Origin of the sequence: Tatumella ptyseos, from assembly GCF_030552895.1 — a bacterium.
In the GTDB taxonomy this organism is placed as follows: domain Bacteria; phylum Pseudomonadota; class Gammaproteobacteria; order Enterobacterales; family Enterobacteriaceae; genus Rosenbergiella; species Rosenbergiella ptyseos_A.
Genome location: NZ_CP130649.1, coordinates 929171 through 947493 on the forward strand (window position 1 = coordinate 929171; position 18323 = coordinate 947493).

At 45.6% G+C, this 18323-nt stretch carries 20 protein-coding genes, 1 other RNA gene and 1 other annotated feature; of the genes, 12 read left to right on the forward strand and 9 right to left on the reverse strand.

Going from position 1 to position 18323, the window contains the following annotated elements:
* Positions 1-121 precede the first annotated feature (121 nt).
* A complete protein-coding gene (locus QJR74_RS04440) occupies positions 122-436 on the forward strand; it encodes a ComEA family DNA-binding protein (protein WP_304373395.1) in 315 nt (104 codons plus the stop codon).
* Positions 437-468: 32 nt separating this feature from the next.
* On the opposite strand, the gene queC is transcribed toward QJR74_RS04440, so the two are convergent.
* On the reverse strand, positions 469-1164 hold the full coding sequence (queC, locus tag QJR74_RS04445) for a 7-cyano-7-deazaguanine synthase QueC (RefSeq protein WP_304373396.1): 696 nt from the start codon (positions 1162-1164) through the stop codon (positions 469-471).
* A gap of 106 nt (positions 1165-1270) precedes the next feature.
* On the opposite strand from queC, the gene QJR74_RS04450 reads away from it, so the two are divergent.
* From QJR74_RS04450 to amtB, 3 genes are all read left to right on the forward strand, one after another.
* Positions 1271-1726, forward strand: coding sequence for an Lrp/AsnC family transcriptional regulator (locus QJR74_RS04450; RefSeq protein WP_304373397.1), 456 nt, complete (start codon positions 1271-1273; stop codon positions 1724-1726).
* A 194-nt stretch (positions 1727-1920) separates the two neighbouring features.
* Positions 1921-2259: a P-II family nitrogen regulator gene (gene glnK, locus QJR74_RS04455; protein WP_092675984.1), complete on the forward strand. Its 339-nt coding sequence runs from the start codon at positions 1921-1923 to the stop codon at positions 2257-2259.
* Between the two features lie 25 nt (positions 2260-2284).
* A complete protein-coding gene (gene amtB, locus QJR74_RS04460) occupies positions 2285-3574 on the forward strand; it encodes an ammonium transporter AmtB (protein ID WP_092675981.1) in 1290 nt (429 codons plus the stop codon).
* Positions 3575-3626: 52 nt separating this feature from the next.
* Here amtB and QJR74_RS04465 read toward each other — a convergent pair whose 3' ends face one another.
* Positions 3627-4499: an acyl-CoA thioesterase domain-containing protein gene (locus tag QJR74_RS04465; protein WP_304373398.1), complete on the reverse strand. Its 873-nt coding sequence runs from the start codon at positions 4497-4499 to the stop codon at positions 3627-3629.
* Between the two features lie 173 nt (positions 4500-4672).
* Here QJR74_RS04465 and QJR74_RS04470 point away from each other — a divergent pair, with 173 nt between their 5' ends.
* Positions 4673-5143: a YbaY family lipoprotein gene (locus QJR74_RS04470; protein WP_304373399.1), complete on the forward strand. Its 471-nt coding sequence runs from the start codon at positions 4673-4675 to the stop codon at positions 5141-5143.
* Position 5144: 1 nt separating this feature from the next.
* Here QJR74_RS04470 and QJR74_RS04475 read toward each other — a convergent pair whose 3' ends face one another.
* On the reverse strand, positions 5145-5483 hold the full coding sequence (locus QJR74_RS04475) for an MGMT family protein (protein WP_304373400.1): 339 nt from the start codon (positions 5481-5483) through the stop codon (positions 5145-5147).
* A gap of 124 nt (positions 5484-5607) precedes the next feature.
* Between QJR74_RS04475 and ffs the strand changes: the two genes are divergently transcribed.
* Positions 5608-5704: signal recognition particle sRNA small type (ffs, locus tag QJR74_RS04480), an RNA gene on the forward strand.
* Between the two features lie 82 nt (positions 5705-5786).
* Here the strand turns inward: ffs and QJR74_RS04485 are convergent.
* The 4 genes from QJR74_RS04485 to QJR74_RS04500 all read right to left on the reverse strand — a co-directional run bounded on the left by QJR74_RS04485 (position 5787) and on the right by QJR74_RS04500 (position 11011).
* Positions 5787-6011 (reverse strand): HHA domain-containing protein, encoded by a 225-nt coding sequence (locus tag QJR74_RS04485; RefSeq protein WP_048911711.1) that lies wholly within the window; start codon positions 6009-6011, stop codon positions 5787-5789.
* Between the two features lie 9 nt (positions 6012-6020).
* The gene (tomB, locus tag QJR74_RS04490; protein ID WP_304373401.1) at positions 6021-6383 is read right to left on the reverse strand and encodes an Hha toxicity modulator TomB; all 363 of its coding nucleotides are present in this window, start codon (positions 6381-6383) and stop codon (positions 6021-6023) included.
* Between the two features lie 304 nt (positions 6384-6687).
* Entirely contained in the window at positions 6688-9804 is a 3117-nt protein-coding gene (locus tag QJR74_RS04495; RefSeq protein ID WP_304373402.1) for an efflux RND transporter permease subunit, read from the reverse strand.
* A 28-nt stretch (positions 9805-9832) separates the two neighbouring features.
* Positions 9833-11011, reverse strand: a complete 1179-nt coding sequence (locus QJR74_RS04500) for an efflux RND transporter periplasmic adaptor subunit (RefSeq protein WP_304373403.1) — start codon at positions 11009-11011, stop codon at positions 9833-9835.
* A 166-nt stretch (positions 11012-11177) separates the two neighbouring features.
* Here QJR74_RS04500 and acrR point away from each other — a divergent pair, with 166 nt between their 5' ends.
* Positions 11178-11819 (forward strand): multidrug efflux transporter transcriptional repressor AcrR, encoded by a 642-nt coding sequence (acrR, locus tag QJR74_RS04505; RefSeq protein WP_304373404.1) that lies wholly within the window; start codon positions 11178-11180, stop codon positions 11817-11819.
* On the opposite strand, the gene QJR74_RS04510 is transcribed toward acrR, so the two are convergent.
* Together QJR74_RS04510 and priC are read right to left on the reverse strand one after the other, a co-directional pair.
* Complete coding sequence (locus QJR74_RS04510; RefSeq protein WP_304373405.1) at positions 11816-11980, reverse strand: DUF2496 domain-containing protein; 165 nt, start codon at positions 11978-11980, stop codon at positions 11816-11818. The two genes, acrR and QJR74_RS04510, sit on opposite strands and share 4 nt — an antisense overlap.
* Before the next feature lie 42 nt (positions 11981-12022).
* Entirely contained in the window at positions 12023-12535 is a 513-nt protein-coding gene (priC, locus tag QJR74_RS04515; RefSeq protein ID WP_304373406.1) for a primosomal replication protein PriC, read from the reverse strand.
* Between the two features lie 128 nt (positions 12536-12663).
* Between priC and apt the strand changes: the two genes are divergently transcribed.
* The 5 genes from apt to htpG all read left to right on the forward strand — a co-directional run bounded on the left by apt (position 12664) and on the right by htpG (position 18234).
* The gene (gene apt, locus QJR74_RS04520; RefSeq protein ID WP_304373407.1) at positions 12664-13218 is read left to right on the forward strand and encodes an adenine phosphoribosyltransferase; all 555 of its coding nucleotides are present in this window, start codon (positions 12664-12666) and stop codon (positions 13216-13218) included.
* 149 nt (positions 13219-13367) lie between these two features.
* Positions 13368-15272, forward strand: coding sequence for a DNA polymerase III subunit gamma/tau (dnaX, locus tag QJR74_RS04525; protein ID WP_304373408.1), 1905 nt, complete (start codon positions 13368-13370; stop codon positions 15270-15272).
* Positions 14611-14672: a sequence feature (DnaX frameshifting element), on the forward strand. (Overlaps the previous gene by 62 nt.)
* 53 nt (positions 15273-15325) lie before the next feature.
* A complete protein-coding gene (locus QJR74_RS04530) occupies positions 15326-15655 on the forward strand; it encodes a YbaB/EbfC family nucleoid-associated protein (RefSeq protein ID WP_048911719.1) in 330 nt (109 codons plus the stop codon).
* On the forward strand, positions 15655-16260 hold the full coding sequence (gene recR / locus QJR74_RS04535; RefSeq protein ID WP_304373409.1) for a recombination mediator RecR: 606 nt from the start codon (positions 15655-15657) through the stop codon (positions 16258-16260). Before QJR74_RS04530 ends, recR begins: the two co-directional genes overlap by 1 nt.
* Before the next feature lie 105 nt (positions 16261-16365).
* Positions 16366-18234: a molecular chaperone HtpG gene (gene htpG, locus QJR74_RS04540; RefSeq protein WP_304373410.1), complete on the forward strand. Its 1869-nt coding sequence runs from the start codon at positions 16366-16368 to the stop codon at positions 18232-18234.
* The last annotated feature ends 89 nt before the right edge of the window (positions 18235-18323 follow it).

Consider the following 18323-nt stretch of genomic DNA (forward strand, 5'->3'; position numbering starts at 1 on the left):
ATCTTTACCTCGATGATAACTTAAAGGCCGCTTATGCGGCCTTTTCCATTTTCAAGCTCACTTGCTTGGTATGTTTTTCCTTTCTGCATAGCCTGTAACTCCAATTAATAGGAGAACATCTATGACACGACAACAACTCACCCTCTTGGTCTTCTTATTCGCTACCTGTAGTTCCTTAACGCAGGCTGCCACGGTAAAGAAAGAGGGTAAAAATACCGAGGCTATCCAACAACAGGTTATTGATAAGGTTAATCTTAATACTGCAGACGCCGCAACCTTAGCTGCAAAGCTAAATGGGGTGGGATTACGAAAGGCTCAAGCTATCATTGAATACAGAGAAAAATACGGCTTATTCACGGATGTAAAGCAGTTAATTGAAGTGCCCGGTTTTGGTGAGAGCCTCGTCAACCGAGTCATATCTAAGCTGACTTTATAGCAAGCAAGGGGTTACCGTTGTAACCCCTATAGCTAATTAAGCTGATTTTTTTGCTTTAAGCTTTTCAAGGTTTCTTCCGGCGCCTTGAGGTATTCTTCAAGGCCTTTAGCCCGTAAGTGGCAGGCCGCGCAGTCACCGCATCCAGAACCAGCGATACCGTTATAGCAGGTTAACGTATGCGCTTTAACTAATGACAGTTGTCCCCAATAATCGGCAAGGGCCCATGTTTCGGCTTTATTCAGCCACATCAAAGGCGTTTCGAAACGAACATCTTTAGCCATTCCAAGTACAACAGCTTGATTCAGCGCTTTAACAAACTCATCACGGCAATCTGGATAGCCTGAGAAATCAGTTTCGCATACACCAGTGATCACCGCCTCAGCTTCAACTTGGTAGGCATAAATCGATGCTAAGGTGAGAAAAAGAATATTACGGCCCGGAACGAAGGTACTGGGAAGTCCGGTGGCATCGGGTTGGTACCCGGGTACAGGAATATTGTCGCGTGTCAGACTACTGATTGCCAATTCATTGAGCAAGGTCACATCCATAACCTTATGGGCTGCGACACCTAACCGTTCAGTCAGCTGCTTTGCAATATCGATCTCTTGTTGATGGCGTTGTCCATAATCAAATGTAATACAGTGCACTTCATCATAATGTTGCATGGCCTGTACTAAACAGGTGGTTGAGTCTTGGCCACCACTAAATACAACAACTGCCTTTTTCATCTTTTAGGCCTCTCAGTAAAATTTTGGCTATTTTACCTCGATCAGGGGAGTCTCAGCAAAATTAGCAGTATGATAGAACATATCGGCCCTGATGGTAGGCATATTTATGATAGATAAAATTGATCGTAAGTTACTTTCTCTCTTACAAGAAGATTGTACCCTTTCCTTACAAGCACTAGCTGACGCGGTAAACTTGACCGCAACTCCCTGTTGGAAACGGCTAAAAAAATTAGAGGAAGAAGGGGTGATTCTTAGCCAAGTAGCGCTACTGAATCCTGAAAAATTGGAACTCACCCTCACTGCCTTTATGTTCCTTAAAACCTTGCATCATAATCGTGAATGGTATGTCGATTTTGTTCAGCAAATTAACATGATGCCAGAAGTTTTAGCCTGTCATCGACTCACGGGTGAATATGATTATCTTTTGCGTGTACAGGTTAAGGATATGAAATGCTACGACAATTTTTATAAAATGCTGGTTAATAGCATCGATGGCTTGAGTGTGGTGACATCAAGTTTCTCAATGGAGGAAATTAAATACACCACGGCATTGCCATTATAATAGCATGCACCAAAATCGAGCTTATCACCCCAGTCTCGCACCAATCTGGTGCGTATGGTTTCCCCTTAGTGTTTCCCCTTAGTATAGTGCTAACGAGCGCCTATCATCCTTATCTTAATAATAAGAGTCATTAACAAGCTGGCACGCTTATTGCTTCGTAATAAAGAAATTGGGCAGGCTGTATGGGGATATAAATGAAACTAGTGACGGTAGTGATCAAGCCTTTCAAACTTGAAGATGTACGTGAAGCGCTATCTTCAATCGGTATTCAAGGATTAACAGTAACGGAAGTTAAAGGTTTCGGTCGCCAGAAGGGCCACGCTGAGCTTTACCGCGGTGCAGAGTATAGTGTGAATTTCCTGCCGAAGGTCAAAATTGATATTGCGATTGCTGAAGACCAGTTAGAGGAAGTCATTGAGGTCATTACCAAGGCAGCTTACACCGGAAAAATTGGAGACGGTAAAATTTTCGTCTCCAATTTGGAACGAGTTATTCGTATTCGCACAGGCGAAATCGATGAGTCGGCTTTGTAATTTTACGCAGCGATTGGGGAATAACATGAAAAAAATAGTTTCACTGCTAAGTTTATTTGCTGCATTAGGGCTGCCTAGTTTAGCCTTTGCTGCGCCTGAGCCTACTGCCAGTGGCGCAGATAACGGCTTTATGATGATTTGTACCGCGCTTGTCTTATTTATGACGGTTCCTGGTGTTGCCCTGTTTTACGGTGGTCTTATTCGGGGTAAAAATGTTTTATCGCTCATGACTCAAGTCTCCGTGACTTTTGCCTTGGTCTGTGTGGTCTGGGTGGTATATGGTTACTCACTGACCTTCAGTGAAGGAAACAACTTTTTTGGCGGTTTTCAATGGACGCTTTTAAAAGGTATTGAACTCAAAGCGGTGATGGGAAGTATTTATCAATATATTCATGTCGCCTATCAAGCTTCATTTGCCTGTATTACGGTAGCGCTAGTTGTCGGGGCGTTAGCGGAACGCGTACGTTTCTCTGCAGTATTAATATTTTCGCTGCTGTGGGTAACTTTCTCATATTTCCCTATCGCTCACATGGTTTGGGCTAACGGTCTTTTAGCAAAAGATGGCGCCTTGGATTTCGCGGGAGGAACGGTTGTGCATATCAATGCAGCAATCGGTGGCCTTGTGGGGGCTTGGGTGTTAGGTAAACGTAGCGGTTTTGGTAAAGAAGCTTTTAAACCTCACAACCTCCCTATGGTCTTTACAGGAACGGCGATTCTCTATATCGGCTGGTTTGGCTTCAATGCAGGCTCTGCAGCATCAGCCAACGAAATTGCGGCGCTCGCCTTTGTGAATACTATTGTGGCTACGGCTGGTGCTATTCTGTCTTGGACATTTGGCGAGTGGGCGATACGAGGTAAACCTTCACTGCTAGGTGCTTGTTCAGGGTTCATTGCCGGATTAGTCGCAATCACTCCAGCCTGTGGCTATGTTGGAGTGGGTGGCGCGCTAGTGATCGGGGTAGTAGGTGGATTGGCCGGTATCTGGGGTGTGACAGGATTAAAACGTTTCCTTAGAGTCGATGATCCATGTGATGTTTTTGGTGTACACGGCGTTTGCGGTATCGTTGGCTGTCTATTGACCGGCGTCTTTGCTTCATCTTCTCTAGGTGGAGTAGGCTACGCGGAAGGTGTAACAATGGGGCACCAAGTATGGATTCAGTTGTTAAGCTGTTTAGTCACTATCGTCTGGTCGGGTGTCGTCGCATTTATTAGCTTCAAAATTGCAGACATGACGGTTGGATTAAGAGTGAGTGAAGACCTAGAGCGCGAAGGCCTTGATGTGAACAGTCATGGCGAGAACGCTTACAACCAATAAGCATAAAGTAAAACCTTACTTTCAGCCTGGCATCAGTCCAGGCTGAATTTTTTTAAGATATTGTAACCCGCTGCCGTACAACGCCTTCCTGAGCGGTCGAGGCAATAAGATCGCCATGTTTATCGTAGAAAGCACCTCGCACAAAGCCACGACTATTTTGCGCTGAAGGGCTGTCGATATCATAGAGTAGCCAGTCGTTGAGATTAATGGGGCGATGGAACCAAATTGAATGGTCAACCGTCGCAACTTGCATATCCTCTTCTAAAAAACCTTTGCCGTGAGGTTGTAAGGCTACTGGAAGAAAATTGAGATCGGAGGCATAACCTAACAGGGCACTTTGAATGAACGAATTTTCGTCAATATGACCGTTCACCTTCAACCATAATTGACGCTTTCCTTCACTGACGTGGCCTTTTAAAGGATTGTAAGCCTGAACTGGTCGAATTTCTAAGGCTCGTTCTGCACTAAAAGCATTAACAAATCGTTTATTGATAGCGGTCGGCGAGAGTTGTCTTACAAGTTCTTGTTCAGTGGCCAAAGAGAGCGGGGGAGGGGATAAAGGCATCTCGGCTTGATGTGAGAAACCAGGCTCAACAGTATGAAACGAGGCGGTCATCGTAAAAATCAACTGTTCATTTTGTAGTGCTTTAACTCGTCTTGCGCTTAAGCTTCTGCCATCACGTAATATTTCTACTTCATAATCAATGGGTAGAGAGCTATCGCCAGGGCGTAAAAAATAGCTATGGCAAGAGTGAATGTGGCGTTCATCAATGATTGATTGTTGCGCCGCGCTAATCGCTTGAGCAATAACCTGCCCGCCGAAAACTTGGCGTAGTCCAAGATTCTCACACTGGCCTTTAAATTCCAAGGAACCGACTTTTGTTAGGCTAAGTAAATCGGTTAACGCGTTAAGTGCTTGGCTCATTACTTTATCCTCTTGATAACTCATCCCGCATTGCCTTAATTAAAATCAAAAAATAGCGGATTTAACAGGCATATTTTCGATTATGTGCCACAATTATTTTGTTACGATAGTTACTCTATTGGCAAAATTAAAACAATATTGTGATTAGATTGGTTCAAAAGGAGAAGACATCAATGAAAACTAAACAGATATTGGGCGGATTACTTATCTCATTAGCAGTCACATCCTGCGCGAGCCACAGCGGTTCACCTGTACCAATTGCTAACGATCCAACAACTAAAGCAGTGGCGCCATTCTCACTCAACGGTTCGGTGTTTGTTCGTCAACGTATGGCAATTCCAGCTAATGCTGTGTTAACCGTAACCTTATCTGATGCTTCAGGCGGGCCAGGGCAAACCAAGGTACTTGCGCAACAAGTTCAAACCTTATCCGGTAAGCAATCACCCTTTAATTATGTTTTACCGCTACAAGGTGTACAAATCGGAGCAACGACTCAAGCATTGCTAACGGCAGCAATCACCTTAAATGGTAAAGTTATTTTTGCTTCTGACCAATTGCAACCTATTACTAGCGTGGCAAGTCAGAAAAAAGATATCAACTTGGTGGCTGTTCCACAAATCGCCTTACCTGTCGCAGCGCAATAATTTATCCTCTTGCATCGTTGGTGGACTCTGGCCGCCAACGATACTTCTTCATATCTATTCTGCCTGTTTCGCTGATTACGATCCCTTCTTTGCGCAATACATCGCGCTGTGTAGCGCCACGTTCTCCTGATAACGATATAGTCCCCTGTTGGGCAATGACTCTATACCAAGGAAGCTGAGAGTGGCTAGGGAGATGCTTCAATATTCGACCTACTTGGCGTGCTGCGCGAGGGTGCCCTGCTAAAAGAGCAATGTCACCATAACTGGCAACTGTACCATAAGGGATAGCATCGAGGACGAGCCAAACGCGTTGTTCAAACGAGGGGGCTAATGAATACATTGAAGATGGCACCCGAATTCATTGGTATGATTAATAAAACAGCGGTCAGTGTGACTAAGCTTGCATTTCTAACGCCCATCTACCATAATCTCATTCGCTCTTAGGAGCAACTCAATGGGGACCTTGTTGGTTCTCCCGCAATGTTAACCTGTTAACCCGGTCAGGTCCGGAAGGAAGCAGCCGCAGCAGGTAACACATGTGCCGGGATGTCGCTGGCAAGGGCCCCACCCAATCAGCCACTCGTAATTATTCCTACTTTTACTATCACGGCATCCTTGCCTGTATATTCCAATCTATCGATGCTTAGCGAACGTATTTCCATACGGTTGCAGGAACTTTATCGTAGAGTTTGTTCATGGTTAATTCGGCAAGACGATGATCCGCGGCAGAGTAGAAAACTACCAGCTCGTCATCAGATAATTCGTATTTATTCTTCTCAATTACCCTTTCTAAGGTCTCGATAGAGCGGCAGCGTCTAAGACGCATTAAGTAATCATTCTTAGTCAACGGCAAAGTGTTGGTATTCATTATAATTAGTTACTCATACTTATTTATCGTTTTATTAAAAAATTGGAAAAGTGTTGCGGACAATTGTTTCCATTCTTTGATTTCTTTGGGTGTAACACCATAATTTCCCAGCAGCTGGGAAGAATGGTCTAAAAACTGATCAAGCGCTTCGATTAGTGCAGTATCTTGTGAATATTTAATTTTATAATTGATTCCTACATTAGCGATATGTTCAATAAAATCGTTTAATAATAGAGATTCTGTGGCAGTAGGATCGTTCACAGTAAATTGCGTATTTTCGCTGAGTAACGACTCACATTCGGTATAGAGTTTTTCACAAAGATATTCGAGTTGTGCCCTATCGAAATGTTTTGGCGTATATTCATCCATCATTCACCTCTTCATCTGCTGATTGAAAAGTGATCGCTTTAGTCACACCAAATATAATCGGTCATTCTCTCAGTGAATTAGGGATAACGATTAATTAAATCACTGACAATACTACTTCGATTATAGACGCTTTAATTTTCCAGATAGATAGATTTTAACTATCAACCACTACCATTTATTATAAACCACTTAACCAAAATCAAAAAGCTTCAGCCGAAATCCTCACTGTCAGATTAGTATATCGTGACCTTACTGAGAAGTATAAAAAAGGGCTGCCGGAGCAGCCCAATATGACAAGGAAGGAGGATTACTGCTTCTTCTCTTTTTGTCCACCGAAACGACGGCGAACCACAACGAAGAAGACAGGAACTAAGAAGATTGCTAAACAAGTAGCGGTTACCATTCCCCCAATAACCCCTGTACCGACAGCATTCTGAGCACCGGAGCCAGCACCTGAACTGATAGCTAACGGTAGAACCCCTAGCATGAAGGCCATAGAGGTCATCAAGATTGGACGTAAACGCATACGTACCGCATCAAGAGTTGCTTCCATTAGGCCTTTACCTTCCTTCATCAAGTCCACGGCGAATTCGACGATTAATATCGCATTCTTAGCCGAGATCCCGACAGTGGTTAAAAGCCCAACGACAAAGTAAACATCGTTACTCATTCCGCGCATCGTTGTGAAGGCGAGTGCACCGATAACCCCGAGCGGGACGACCAACATTACCGCGAAAGGTATTGACCAGCTTTCATATAGCGCAGCAAGACAGAGGAATACCACGATTAAGGAGATCGCATACAACGCTGGCGCTTGGTTTCCTGACATCCGCTCTTGGTATGACATACCAGTCCACTGGTAACCAATACCTTGTGGTAGCTTGGAAGCCAATTGTTCCATCAAGTTCATCGCCTCACCCGAACTCTTACCGGGAGCAGCTTGACCAAGAATTTCCAGTGAAGGTAAACCGTTATAACGCTCTAAACGTGGAGAGCCATACTGCCATTTAGCGCTGGAGAAGGCAGAGAAGGGCACCATTTCTCCATCGCCATTACGGACATACCACTTATTAATATCACTAGGTAGCATACGGGAGTCGGCTTGACCCATTACGTAAACTTTCTTCACCCGTCCACGGTCAATAAAGTCATTGACGTAGTTCCCCCCCCAGCTTGCACTGAGCGTAGTATTGATATCAGAAATGGATACGCCTAACGCACGGGCTTTCTCTTGGTCAATAATGAGTTTGTACTGCGGAGTATCTTCTAAACCATTTGGACGCATGCCGACTAATACATCAGGATGCTGAGCCGCCATACCAAGTAACTGGTTACGGGCTTGCATCAACTTATCATGTCCTAAGTTGGCATTATCGACCAATTCAAAGTCGAACCCTGTTGCGTTACCTAATTCAATAATGGCTGGTAAGTTGAAGGGAATAACGATGGCATCTTTAATTTTACCTAAAGCAACCATTGCGCGCCCAGCGATAGCATCCACTTTATCGGCGGCAGCTACACGATCTTCCCAAGGTTTTAAGCTTAAAAACGCGATACCGGTGTTTTGTCCACGTCCAGCAAAACCAAACCCATTTACGGTAAAGACGGATTTAACTGTGTCTTTTTCATGAGTTAGGAAGTAATCAGTAACTTGATCCAATACCTTTTCAGTACGCTGTTGCGTTGCACCGGCAGGGAGTTGCGCCTGAACCACTAATAAACCCTGATCTTCTTCAGGTAAGAAGGAGGTAGGTAGTTTCATAAATAGCCATACCATACCCGCGAAGATCACCACGTAAATGATCAAGTAGCGGCCAGTACGGCGAATAATATGACTAACACTGTTTACATAGTGGTTGGTGCTCTTGTCGAACATTCTATTAAACCAACCAAAGAAACCTTTTTCCTTATGGTCGTTATTATCATGTTTTTTGAGCAAGGTCGCACAGAGGGCAGGGGTTAAAATCATCGCAACCAGTACTGATAAGACCATTGCAGAAACAATGGTGATCGAGAACTGACGATAGATAACACCAGTAGAGCCTCCGAAGAATGCCATCGGAATAAAGACGGCAGATAATACAAGGGCAATACCAACGAGTGCACCTTGGATCTGCTCCATTGAGCGTTTAGTCGCCTCTTTAGGATCTAGTCCATCTTCTTCCATCACCCGTTCGACGTTCTCTACGACTACGATGGCATCATCGACCAACAGGCCTATGGCCAGGACTAGCCCGAACATGGTGAGGGTGTTTATCGAGTAACCGAATGCACTAATGATGGCAAATGTTCCCAATAAAACGACCGGTACGGCGATAGTAGGAATCAACGTAGCACGGAAGCTTTGTAAGAACATGTACATCACTATGAATACCAGTACGATGGCTTCGAATAGTGTTTTAACAACCTCAAAGATAGAGATTTTAACAAATGGTGTTGTGTCGTACGGGTAAACCAACTTCATGCCGTGTGGGAAGAATGGCTCCATCTCCTTCAGGCGAGCCTTGACCGCATTGGCAGTATCTAATGCGTTAGCGCCAGTCGCGAGCTTAATCCCTAAACCTGAGGCAGGATGTCCATTATAGCGGGCAATAACCTCGTAGTTTTCCCCGCCCAACTTGATAGTTGCTACGTCACGAAGACGGACCGTTGAACCATCTGTATTGGTCTTTAATAAAATTTTCCCAAACTCTTCAGGACTCGTCAGACGAGTCTGCGCGATGATCGATGCGTTTAACTGTTGATCGGCAACCGCTGGCGCTCCCCCCAATTGTCCAGCCGAAACTTGGGCGTTTTGGGCAGTAATTGCGGTAATGATATCACCGGGAGTGAGGTTATAATTCACAAGCTTTGCTGGATCCATCCAAATCCGCATCGCGTATTGCGCACCGAACAGCTGCGTGTCACCCACACCGGTTGTCCGACTGATAGGATCTTTGATATTAGAGGAGATGTAGTCGGCAAGGTCGTTCATATCCATACTACCGTCTTCGCTCACAAACCCTGCAACCATCAAGAAGCTACTAGAGGATTTTTGAACATTAATCCCCTGTTGTTGCACTTCTTGTGGAAGTAAAGGCATTGCCAGTTGTAGTTTGTTCTGAACTTGAACTTGCGCGATATCCGCATCGGTTCCTGAAGCAAAGGTCAGTGTTAATTGTAAGTTACCAGAAGAGTCACTGTTGGAGGACATATAGAGCAATCCGTCCAATCCGTTCATATTCTGCTCGATAACTTGAGTAACAGAGTCTTGCAATGTCTTTGCATCAGCTCCCGGATAGGCTGCGCGAATTTGCACGGCAGGGGGAGCAACTTCAGGGTACTGCTCGATCGGTAATTTCATGATCGAGAGCGCCCCGACCATCATAATAACGATGGCGAGTACCCAAGCAAATATGGGGCGATCTATAAAAAACTTAGCCATATGTCAGTGGCTCCTGTTAACGCATAAATTATTCAGACTGCGTCGAGGCAGCATCATCTTTCTGGTCGGCACTTACTTCTTTCGGTGACACTTTGGCACCTTGAGCAGCACGTTGAACGCCTACAGAAATCACTCGGTCACCTGCTTTAAGGCCTGAGGTCACCAGCCATTTGTCACCAATCGCCTCTTGAGCCGTTACTTGGCGAACATCGACTTTATCCTCGGCATTAACAACCATTGCGGTTGCATCACCTGTTGGTGTGCGAGCAATCGCTTGTTGCGGCACCAGAAGGGCATTTTGATTCACGCCTTCTTCTACGCGCGCGCGGACGAACATTCCTGGAAGCAAGCTATGATCAGGGTTCGGTACGATAGCTCGTAACGTGATAGAGCCCGTAGTTTGATCAACGGTTACATCAGAAAACTCCAACGTACCCTTTTGTTTGAGGGTCGTACCATCGTTCAAGATGATAGTGACTGGCGCTTTTCCTTTACCCTGAGTCAATTCACCGGACGATAATTGGCTACGCAAGCGCATAAAGTCATCACTGGATTGCGTTAAGTCGACATAGAGCGGGTCGAGCTGCTGAACTGTCGCTAAAGCAGTAGTCTGACCGTTTTGTACCAAAGCACCTTCAGTAACCGCTGTTTTCCCTATCCGACCGGAAATGGGTGACGAGACTTTGGTATAGGCGAGATTAATGCGTGCATTTTCTACCGCTGCCTGAGCGGAGCGGACGGCTGCATTATTTTGTGCCAAGGTAGCCGCGGCCGTATCGTAGTCTTGTTGGCTGATATATTTAGTACCTAACAAGGGTTTATAACGGTTAAGGGTAACTTGTGCGATGCGTGCATTCGCTTGAGCTTTAGCCAGATCGCCGACTGCGCTGTTATAGGTTGCTTGATACGGTGCAGGATCGATTTGATAGAGAGATTCACCGGCTTTGATATCGGTTCCCTCTACAAAATTACGCTTTAAGATAATGCCAGAAACCTGAGGACGGACTTCGGCTACACGGTAGGCAGAGGTTCTTCCTGGTAATTCAGTCGTCATATTGACTGGGGCGGCTTTTAAGGTGACAACTCCGACTTCAGGCGCAGATTTTTGTGCAGATTGTTGTGATTTATCATCACAACCACTTAACACAACTGCACCTGATAACATCAGGATTGCTGCCAGAGGTGTTAATCCTCTGTTCATTTTCATAGTAAAACCTCTACTCGTCCGGTATTAGGTACCCGACAATAAATGGTGTCGAGAAATGTGTGTAAAGATAAAGCGTGTTATAGTACATATATACACGAATGTATGTAAGCATTAGTGCAACAATTATTCTAACAATAACGCAGAATTTAAAGCTAAATTATTCACTATGGCACGAAAAACCAAAGCACAAGCGCAGGAAACCAAATCATTACTTATTGAAGCCGCTATCGATTGCTTTGCAAGTCGAGGCGTTTCTGCGACATCGTTGTCGGAGATTGCTGAACATGCAGGAATGACGCGGGGTGCTATTTACTGGCATTTCAAAAATAAGACAGAACTTTTTAAAGAGATTTGGTTGAGCAGCGACCAAGAAATTGATCGTCAGCACCTCGAGTTCGCCTCCCTCTATCCTAACGATCCCCTCGGCCAATTAAAGCACTTTTTAATCTACTTTTTGCAATCTTTAGTTCTAGACGAGCGGCGGCGCAAAATTATGGAAATTATTTACCATAAATGTGAGTTCGTAGGGGAGATGCAATCTATGAACCAACTTGATCAAAAGTTAATTTTAGAAGATTACCCTAAGATTGCAGAAAAATTATTACTTTGTGTTAACGCTCAGCAATTGCCTTCCAGCTTGGATACTCAGCGTTCAGCGGTGGTGTGTAGGGCTTATATTACCGGTGTCATTGAAAATTGGCTATTCTCACCGGCCAGCTTTGATATGCAGACACTTGCCCCAACTTTAGTGCAGACCATGATCGATCTTTTACTTTACAGCCCCTCTTTACGGAATGCCCCGCACTAACAATCGGTGGATGAATTTTCCTGGTTTAACTTGCGCTGAAAGTCTTTCTCAACGATTTTCAGCGCATCCAATACGGCCTGTGTTGGGAGATTATGGTTCTCCAATAACATAATAAGATCGATCGCGAGTTGCGTCTCTAGCGGGGCGGATTGTAATGACATAAGCAAATTGCCTGCAATATAAAGAGAGTTCGAAGTCCATCGTCACCGATATGTTCCGGTTTTCACCGTCACACTTTTCTTCCAAGAATAGTCTTTTTGCGCCGTTTGACAACGCTGAAGACGCTGTTGAGTGATCGCCAAGTTCGCAAGTAGTTGTTGTTGTTCTTGAAAACCGCTCGCTGTCGCCACTTGATACTCCAGATCGTTAACCATTTTTAATAGTCTGCGTTCGTAATCGGCAAGCTCTTCCTGACGAGTAGGGGGCCGCTTAGTGGGGGCAGGTAAAGTATTAACTACCTTCTGAATTGCCTGACACTGTTCTACCAGATGTTCAAGTTGCCACTGATACGAAGGCATACTTAATGAGTGATGCTCAAGCTTATTCAGTGTATTGACGCATTCTTGGAGATAATCGTTTAGCGTTGAATGATGATTTTTAAAGAGTTGTCGTTCGAAGTCGAGTGTTTTTAAGCGTGGATTACCCAGATCGCTAACCTGACAGCTAAGGTACGTTAAAAGTTTACGCAGCTGGTTAATGACGACTTTCTGGTTCATAGAGTTGCATTTATCCTTTACTTTGCTTAAATTTGACGGTTTTGATGCGTTAGCGGCAATCTTTACTTCGCATTTATCCTGTTTAGTACAGGGCGCCTCACACTTCACTTGTCACCAGGCATATTATCATGACCACTACAGACCACGCTCAACTCGCACTGATCAAAGACAGTATTTGCAGTGTACCCGACTATCCTAAGCCAGGCATACTCTTTCGCGATGTCACCAGCTTATTAGAAAATCCTCAAGCTTATGCGGCAACGATCTCGATGATCGCTGAACGTTATCGCGATAAAGGGATCACTAAAGTCATTGGCACTGAAGCGCGAGGATTTCTATTTGGCGCACCGGTCGCGTTAGAATTGGGCGTTGGTTTTGTTCCCGTACGCAAACCTGGCAAACTCCCCCGCGCCGTCTGGCAGGAAAGTTATATCCTTGAGTACGGGTCAGATGCTTTGGAAATCCATCAAGATGCCCTAAACGAAAACGATAAAGTCCTCGTTGTCGATGATTTACTGGCGACGGGGGGCACTATCGAAGCAACGGTCAAGCTCATTCGTCGTGCTGGCGCTTTGGTAGAGGACGCTGCATTTGTGATCAACCTTTTCGATCTTGAGGGTGAAAAAAGATTGAATCAGGTTGGCCTCAACTGCTTTAGTGTGGTTGATTTTCCCGGTCATTAATCCCCTGCGCGCGAACCTTAAAATAGATGGGCAACGCGCGATCAGACTGCTAAACTGAGTGCATTACGTAACGGTAAGCATCGTCATGTGACAACCGCGCGACGCGCGCGGTTGTCGATATTTAACTCCTATCAAGTGATACGATCTCCATGAGTTATCAGGTTCTCGCACGAAAATGGCGACCACAAATTTTTTCTGATGTTGTGGGTCAGGAACATGTATTAACCGCGCTAGCTAATGGGCTAAACCTTGGCAGACTGCATCACGCTTACCTTTTTTCTGGTACTCGCGGTGTAGGGAAAACGAGTATCGCCCGGCTTTTTGCCAAAGGCTTAAACTGCGAAACGGGTATTACTGCAACGCCTTGTGGAAAATGCGATAACTGCATTGAAATTGAGCAGGGGCGTTTTATCGATTTAATCGAGATCGATGCCGCGTCGCGTACGCGTGTCGAAGATACTCGTGAGCTTTTGGATAACGTGCAATATGCACCCGTCAGGGGACGCTTCAAGGTTTACCTGATTGACGAAGTGCATATGTTGTCGCGGCATAGCTTTAATGCTTTGCTTAAAACTCTCGAAGAACCCCCTGAGCATGTAAAATTTTTGCTCGCGACCACGGATCCGCAAAAGCTACCAGTTACTATTTTATCGCGTTGTCTCCAGTTTCATCTTAAAGCGTTAGATACCGAACAGATTCAGCAGCAACTTTCGCATATCCTCAATAGCGACCAGATCCACTTTGAGACTCGAGCACTGCAACATCTTGCTCGCGCGGCACAAGGGAGTTTGCGTGACGCTTTAAGCCTACTTGACCAAGCGATTGCTGCGGGAGATGGGCAGGTTACCGATCAAGACGTTATGCAAATGCTCGGCACCCTTGATGATGAACAACCGCTCGGATTAGTGGACGCAATCATTAAAGGCAATGGGGAGAGCGCCCTCTCGCTGGTGGCTGAGGCTGCAAGGCGAGCAACGGAATGGGATGCTTTGCTGGCAGAAATGCTCAGAATTTTACATACCATTGCCATGCTTCAACTGTTACCCGATTCCTTGAACGATGCCTATCGGCAGCATGAAACGCAATTACGTGAACTCGCGCGGCGTGCACCTCCTGAAGATATTCAGCTCTATTACCAAGTTATCCTTACTGGACGTAAAGAGTTACCCTTGGCGCCAGAAGCGCGTATGGGAATAGAAATGACGCTGCTACGGGCCTTAGCCTTTCACCCATTGAAGGTTGATGCACCTAAGGCCGCTCCCGCACCACAATCGCAAGCAGTCATCCCGGAAAGATCTGCTGTGGCAGTACCTGTGGAGGAGCCCACCCCATCACCAGCAGTAGGCAATGATGCAACGAGCCAATTATTGCAAGCCAGAACGGCATTAATGCGGCAAGGAGCTTCCCAAGCAAAAAAGAGTGAGCCGGTTGCGTCAAGTTCGCGACCGGCACAATCAGCGCTCGAGCGATTAGCGACGCTTACTGAACGTAAAGCGCCCGCAGCAGGTAAGTCGGTAAGCGAAAAAGCGGTTAAGAAAAAAGAGAGTTACCGTTGGACCTCGCAACGTACTGAGGAGCCTACTGTTCTCCCTGTTGCAACGCCTAAGGCGCTGCGTACGGCATTGGAGCACGAGAAAAATCCGGAACTGATGCAGCAATTGATCACTGAAACTTGCCAACGGGATCCTTGGGCCGCGCAAATTGCGAGGATGTCACTACCAAAATTGGTGCAGCAATTAGCCCTAAATAGCTGGAAACAGCAAGTTGAACAACAGATAGTGATCAAGCTACGCAGTCATCAGAAACATTTAAATTCGAACTCGGCACAGCAGGTATTAACCAACGCCTTCCAGCAGTTATTGGGAGAAACGGTTGAACTCACGATAGAGTCCGATGATAATCCTGAGCACTTAACGCCATTAGAGTGGCGTCAGGTCATTTATGAAGAGCGCTTATTACAGGCTAAAGAGGCTGTGATAAATGATTCACATATCCAAACCTTGCGTAAAATGTTTGATGCAGAGGTGGATGAAGATAGTATACGTCCCGTTTAATACCGCTACAGGTCATCATAGGATGGCTGTGGCCTTAGCAGAGAGAGAGCGATATGTTTGGTAAAGGTGGTCTGGGCAACTTGATGAAACAAGCCCAGCAAATGCAAGACAAAATGTCACAAGTTCAGGAAGAGATCGCTGCGTTAGAAGTAACGGGTGAATCCGGGGCTGGTTTAGTCAAAGTCACCATCAATGGTGCGCACAACTGTCGTCGCGTTGAGATCGATCCTAGCTTATTAGAAGATGATAAAGATATGCTAGAAGACCTAGTGGCCGCGGCCTTCAACGATGCAGCACGTCGTATCGAGGAAACCCAAAAAGAGAAAATGGCTTCAGTCTCTAGTGGGATGCAATTACCTCCCGGCTTCAAGATGCCATTCTAATGCAATCCAGCCCATTATTGGAAACATTGATGGAGTCCCTACGCTGCTTACCGGGCGTAGGGCCTAAATCTGCACAGCGAATGGCGTTTCATCTCCTACAGCGTGATCGTAGTGGGGGCATGCGCCTCGCGCAAGCACTAACCAATGCTATGTCGGAAATTGGTCACTGCCAGCAGTGTAGAACCTTTACTGAAAAAGAGGTCTGTGCAATCTGTACTAATAGTCGTCGTCAAGAAAACGGGATTATTTGTATTGTGGAAAGTCCTGCCGATATTCAAGCGGTCGAACAAACAGGGCAATTTGCTGGGCGCTATTTCGTATTGATGGGGCACCTCTCACCTTTAGACGGGATTGGTCCTGACGATATAGGCTTAGATATTCTTGAGAAACGGCTACAAACCGAGACGTTAACCGAAGTGATCCTCGCGACCAACCCCACCGTTGAAGGTGAGGCCACCGCAAACTTTATCGCCTCACTTTGTCGGCAGTATGGCGTGGAGGCTACGCGCATCGCACATGGTGTGCCAGTAGGGGGAGAGCTCGAGTTAGTGGATGGTACGACGCTATCTCATTCACTTGCTGGGCGTCAAAAGTTTAAATATTAATCACTTGCTGATGTTATTACTGACATCAGCTTGAAAAGCCTAAAACTGTCCCCATTTCCTTAACAACAATAATTAACCCGTCATTTTGTTGAGGATGAATAAAAAATGAAAGGACAAGAAACCCGTGGCTTCCAGTCAGAAGTAAAACAACTTCTGCACCTGATGATCCATTCTCTCTACTCAAATAAAGAAATTTTCCTCCGTGAACTGATATCCAATGCATCCGATGCTGCAGATAAATTACGCTTCAAAGCACTTTCTGATGCCAATCTTTACCAAGGTGATGGCGATTTACGTGTTCGTCTCTCCGTCGATAAAGAAGCCCGTACGCTAACCTTAAGTGACAACGGTATCGGTATGACCCGAGAAGAAGTCATTGAGAACTTAGGGACTATCGCAAAATCTGGAACAAAAGCGTTCCTCGAATCGATGGGCTCAGATCAAGTTAAAGATAGCCAATTAATTGGCCAGTTTGGTGTGGGCTTTTACTCTGCTTTCATCGTCGCCGACAAAGTTACCGTTCGTACGCGTGCGGCGGGTGTAGCAGAAGACCAAGCGGTTTACTGGGAGTCTGCAGGTGAAGGCGAATATACGCTAGCCGATATTGAAAAAGCGGACCGTGGTACTGAAATTACACTGCATCTGCGCGAAGGCGAAGACGAGTTTTTAGATACTTGGCGTGTTAAAAATATCGTGGGTAAATATTCCGACCACATCGCGCTTCCTGTAGAAATCGAAGAAAAAGATGAGGAAGCCGATACCACAACGTGGGAAAAAATTAACAAGGCTCAAGCTCTTTGGACCCGCAATAAATCAGAAATCAGCGAAGATGAATATAAAGAATTTTATAAACATGTTTCGCATGATTTTGCTGATCCCCTGATCTGGAGTCATAATCGTGTTGAAGGGAAGCAAGAATACACTAGCTTGCTCTATATCCCCGCTCAAGCACCTTGGGATATGTGGAACCGCGATCATAAGCACGGCTTAAAACTCTATGTCCAACGTGTGTTTATCATGGACGACGCTGAGCAATTTATGCCGACTTACCTTCGTTTCGTCCGCGGACTCATTGACTCCAATGATCTGCCACTCAATGTCTCTCGTGAAATCTTACAAGATAGCCGTGTTACACAAAGCCTACGCACAGCATTGACTAAGCGTACGCTGCAAATGCTTGAGAAGCTGGCGAAAGACGACAGTGAAAAATACCTGACGTTTTGGAAAGCATTCGGTATGGCACTGAAAGAGGGCCCTGCTGAAGATTCCGCGAACTTACCGACTATCGCGAAATTACTTCGCTTTGCTTCAACCAAAAATGATAGCGCTGAGCAAACTGTTACGCTGGAAGATTACGTTGCGCGTATGGCCGAAGGCCAAGAGAAAATCTACTTTATCACTGCAGACAGTTACGCGGCGGCGAAGAATAGCCCGCACTTAGAGCTATTCCGTAAGAAAGGGATTGAGGTATTACTCCTCTCTGACCGTATCGACGAATGGATGATGTCTTACCTCACGGAATTTGACGGTAAAATGTTCCAATCTGTGAGCAAAGCGGATGATTCTCTAGAGAAATTGGCGGATGAAGAAACTGACGCACAGAAAGAGAATGAAAAAGCGCTTGAGCCATTCGTTGAACGCGTGAAAACCTTACTGGGTGAGCGTGTCAAAGATGTGCGCTTAACGCATCGTCTTACGGATACCCCGGCTATCGTGGTCACTGGTGCAGATGAAATCAGCACGCAAATGGCGAAGCTTTTCGCTGCAGCGGGTCAAGAGGCCCCTGAGGTGAAGTACATCTTCGAGATTAATCCTGAGCACCGTTTAGTCAAACAGGCTGCTGAGACGCAAGATGATGCACACTTTGCTGACTGGATTGAACTTCTGCTCGACCAAGCGCTGTTCGCTGAGCGTGGAACCTTGGAAGATCCAAACCAATTTATTCGTAGAATGAATCAGTTACTCCTCGCGTAGTCCTCCTTCAAGGCGTCGTGAAAGCGACGCCTTATCTTGTGGTCAATGCAACATAGTGTTATTTTCCCACTTCATAAGTTTAAAGCAAT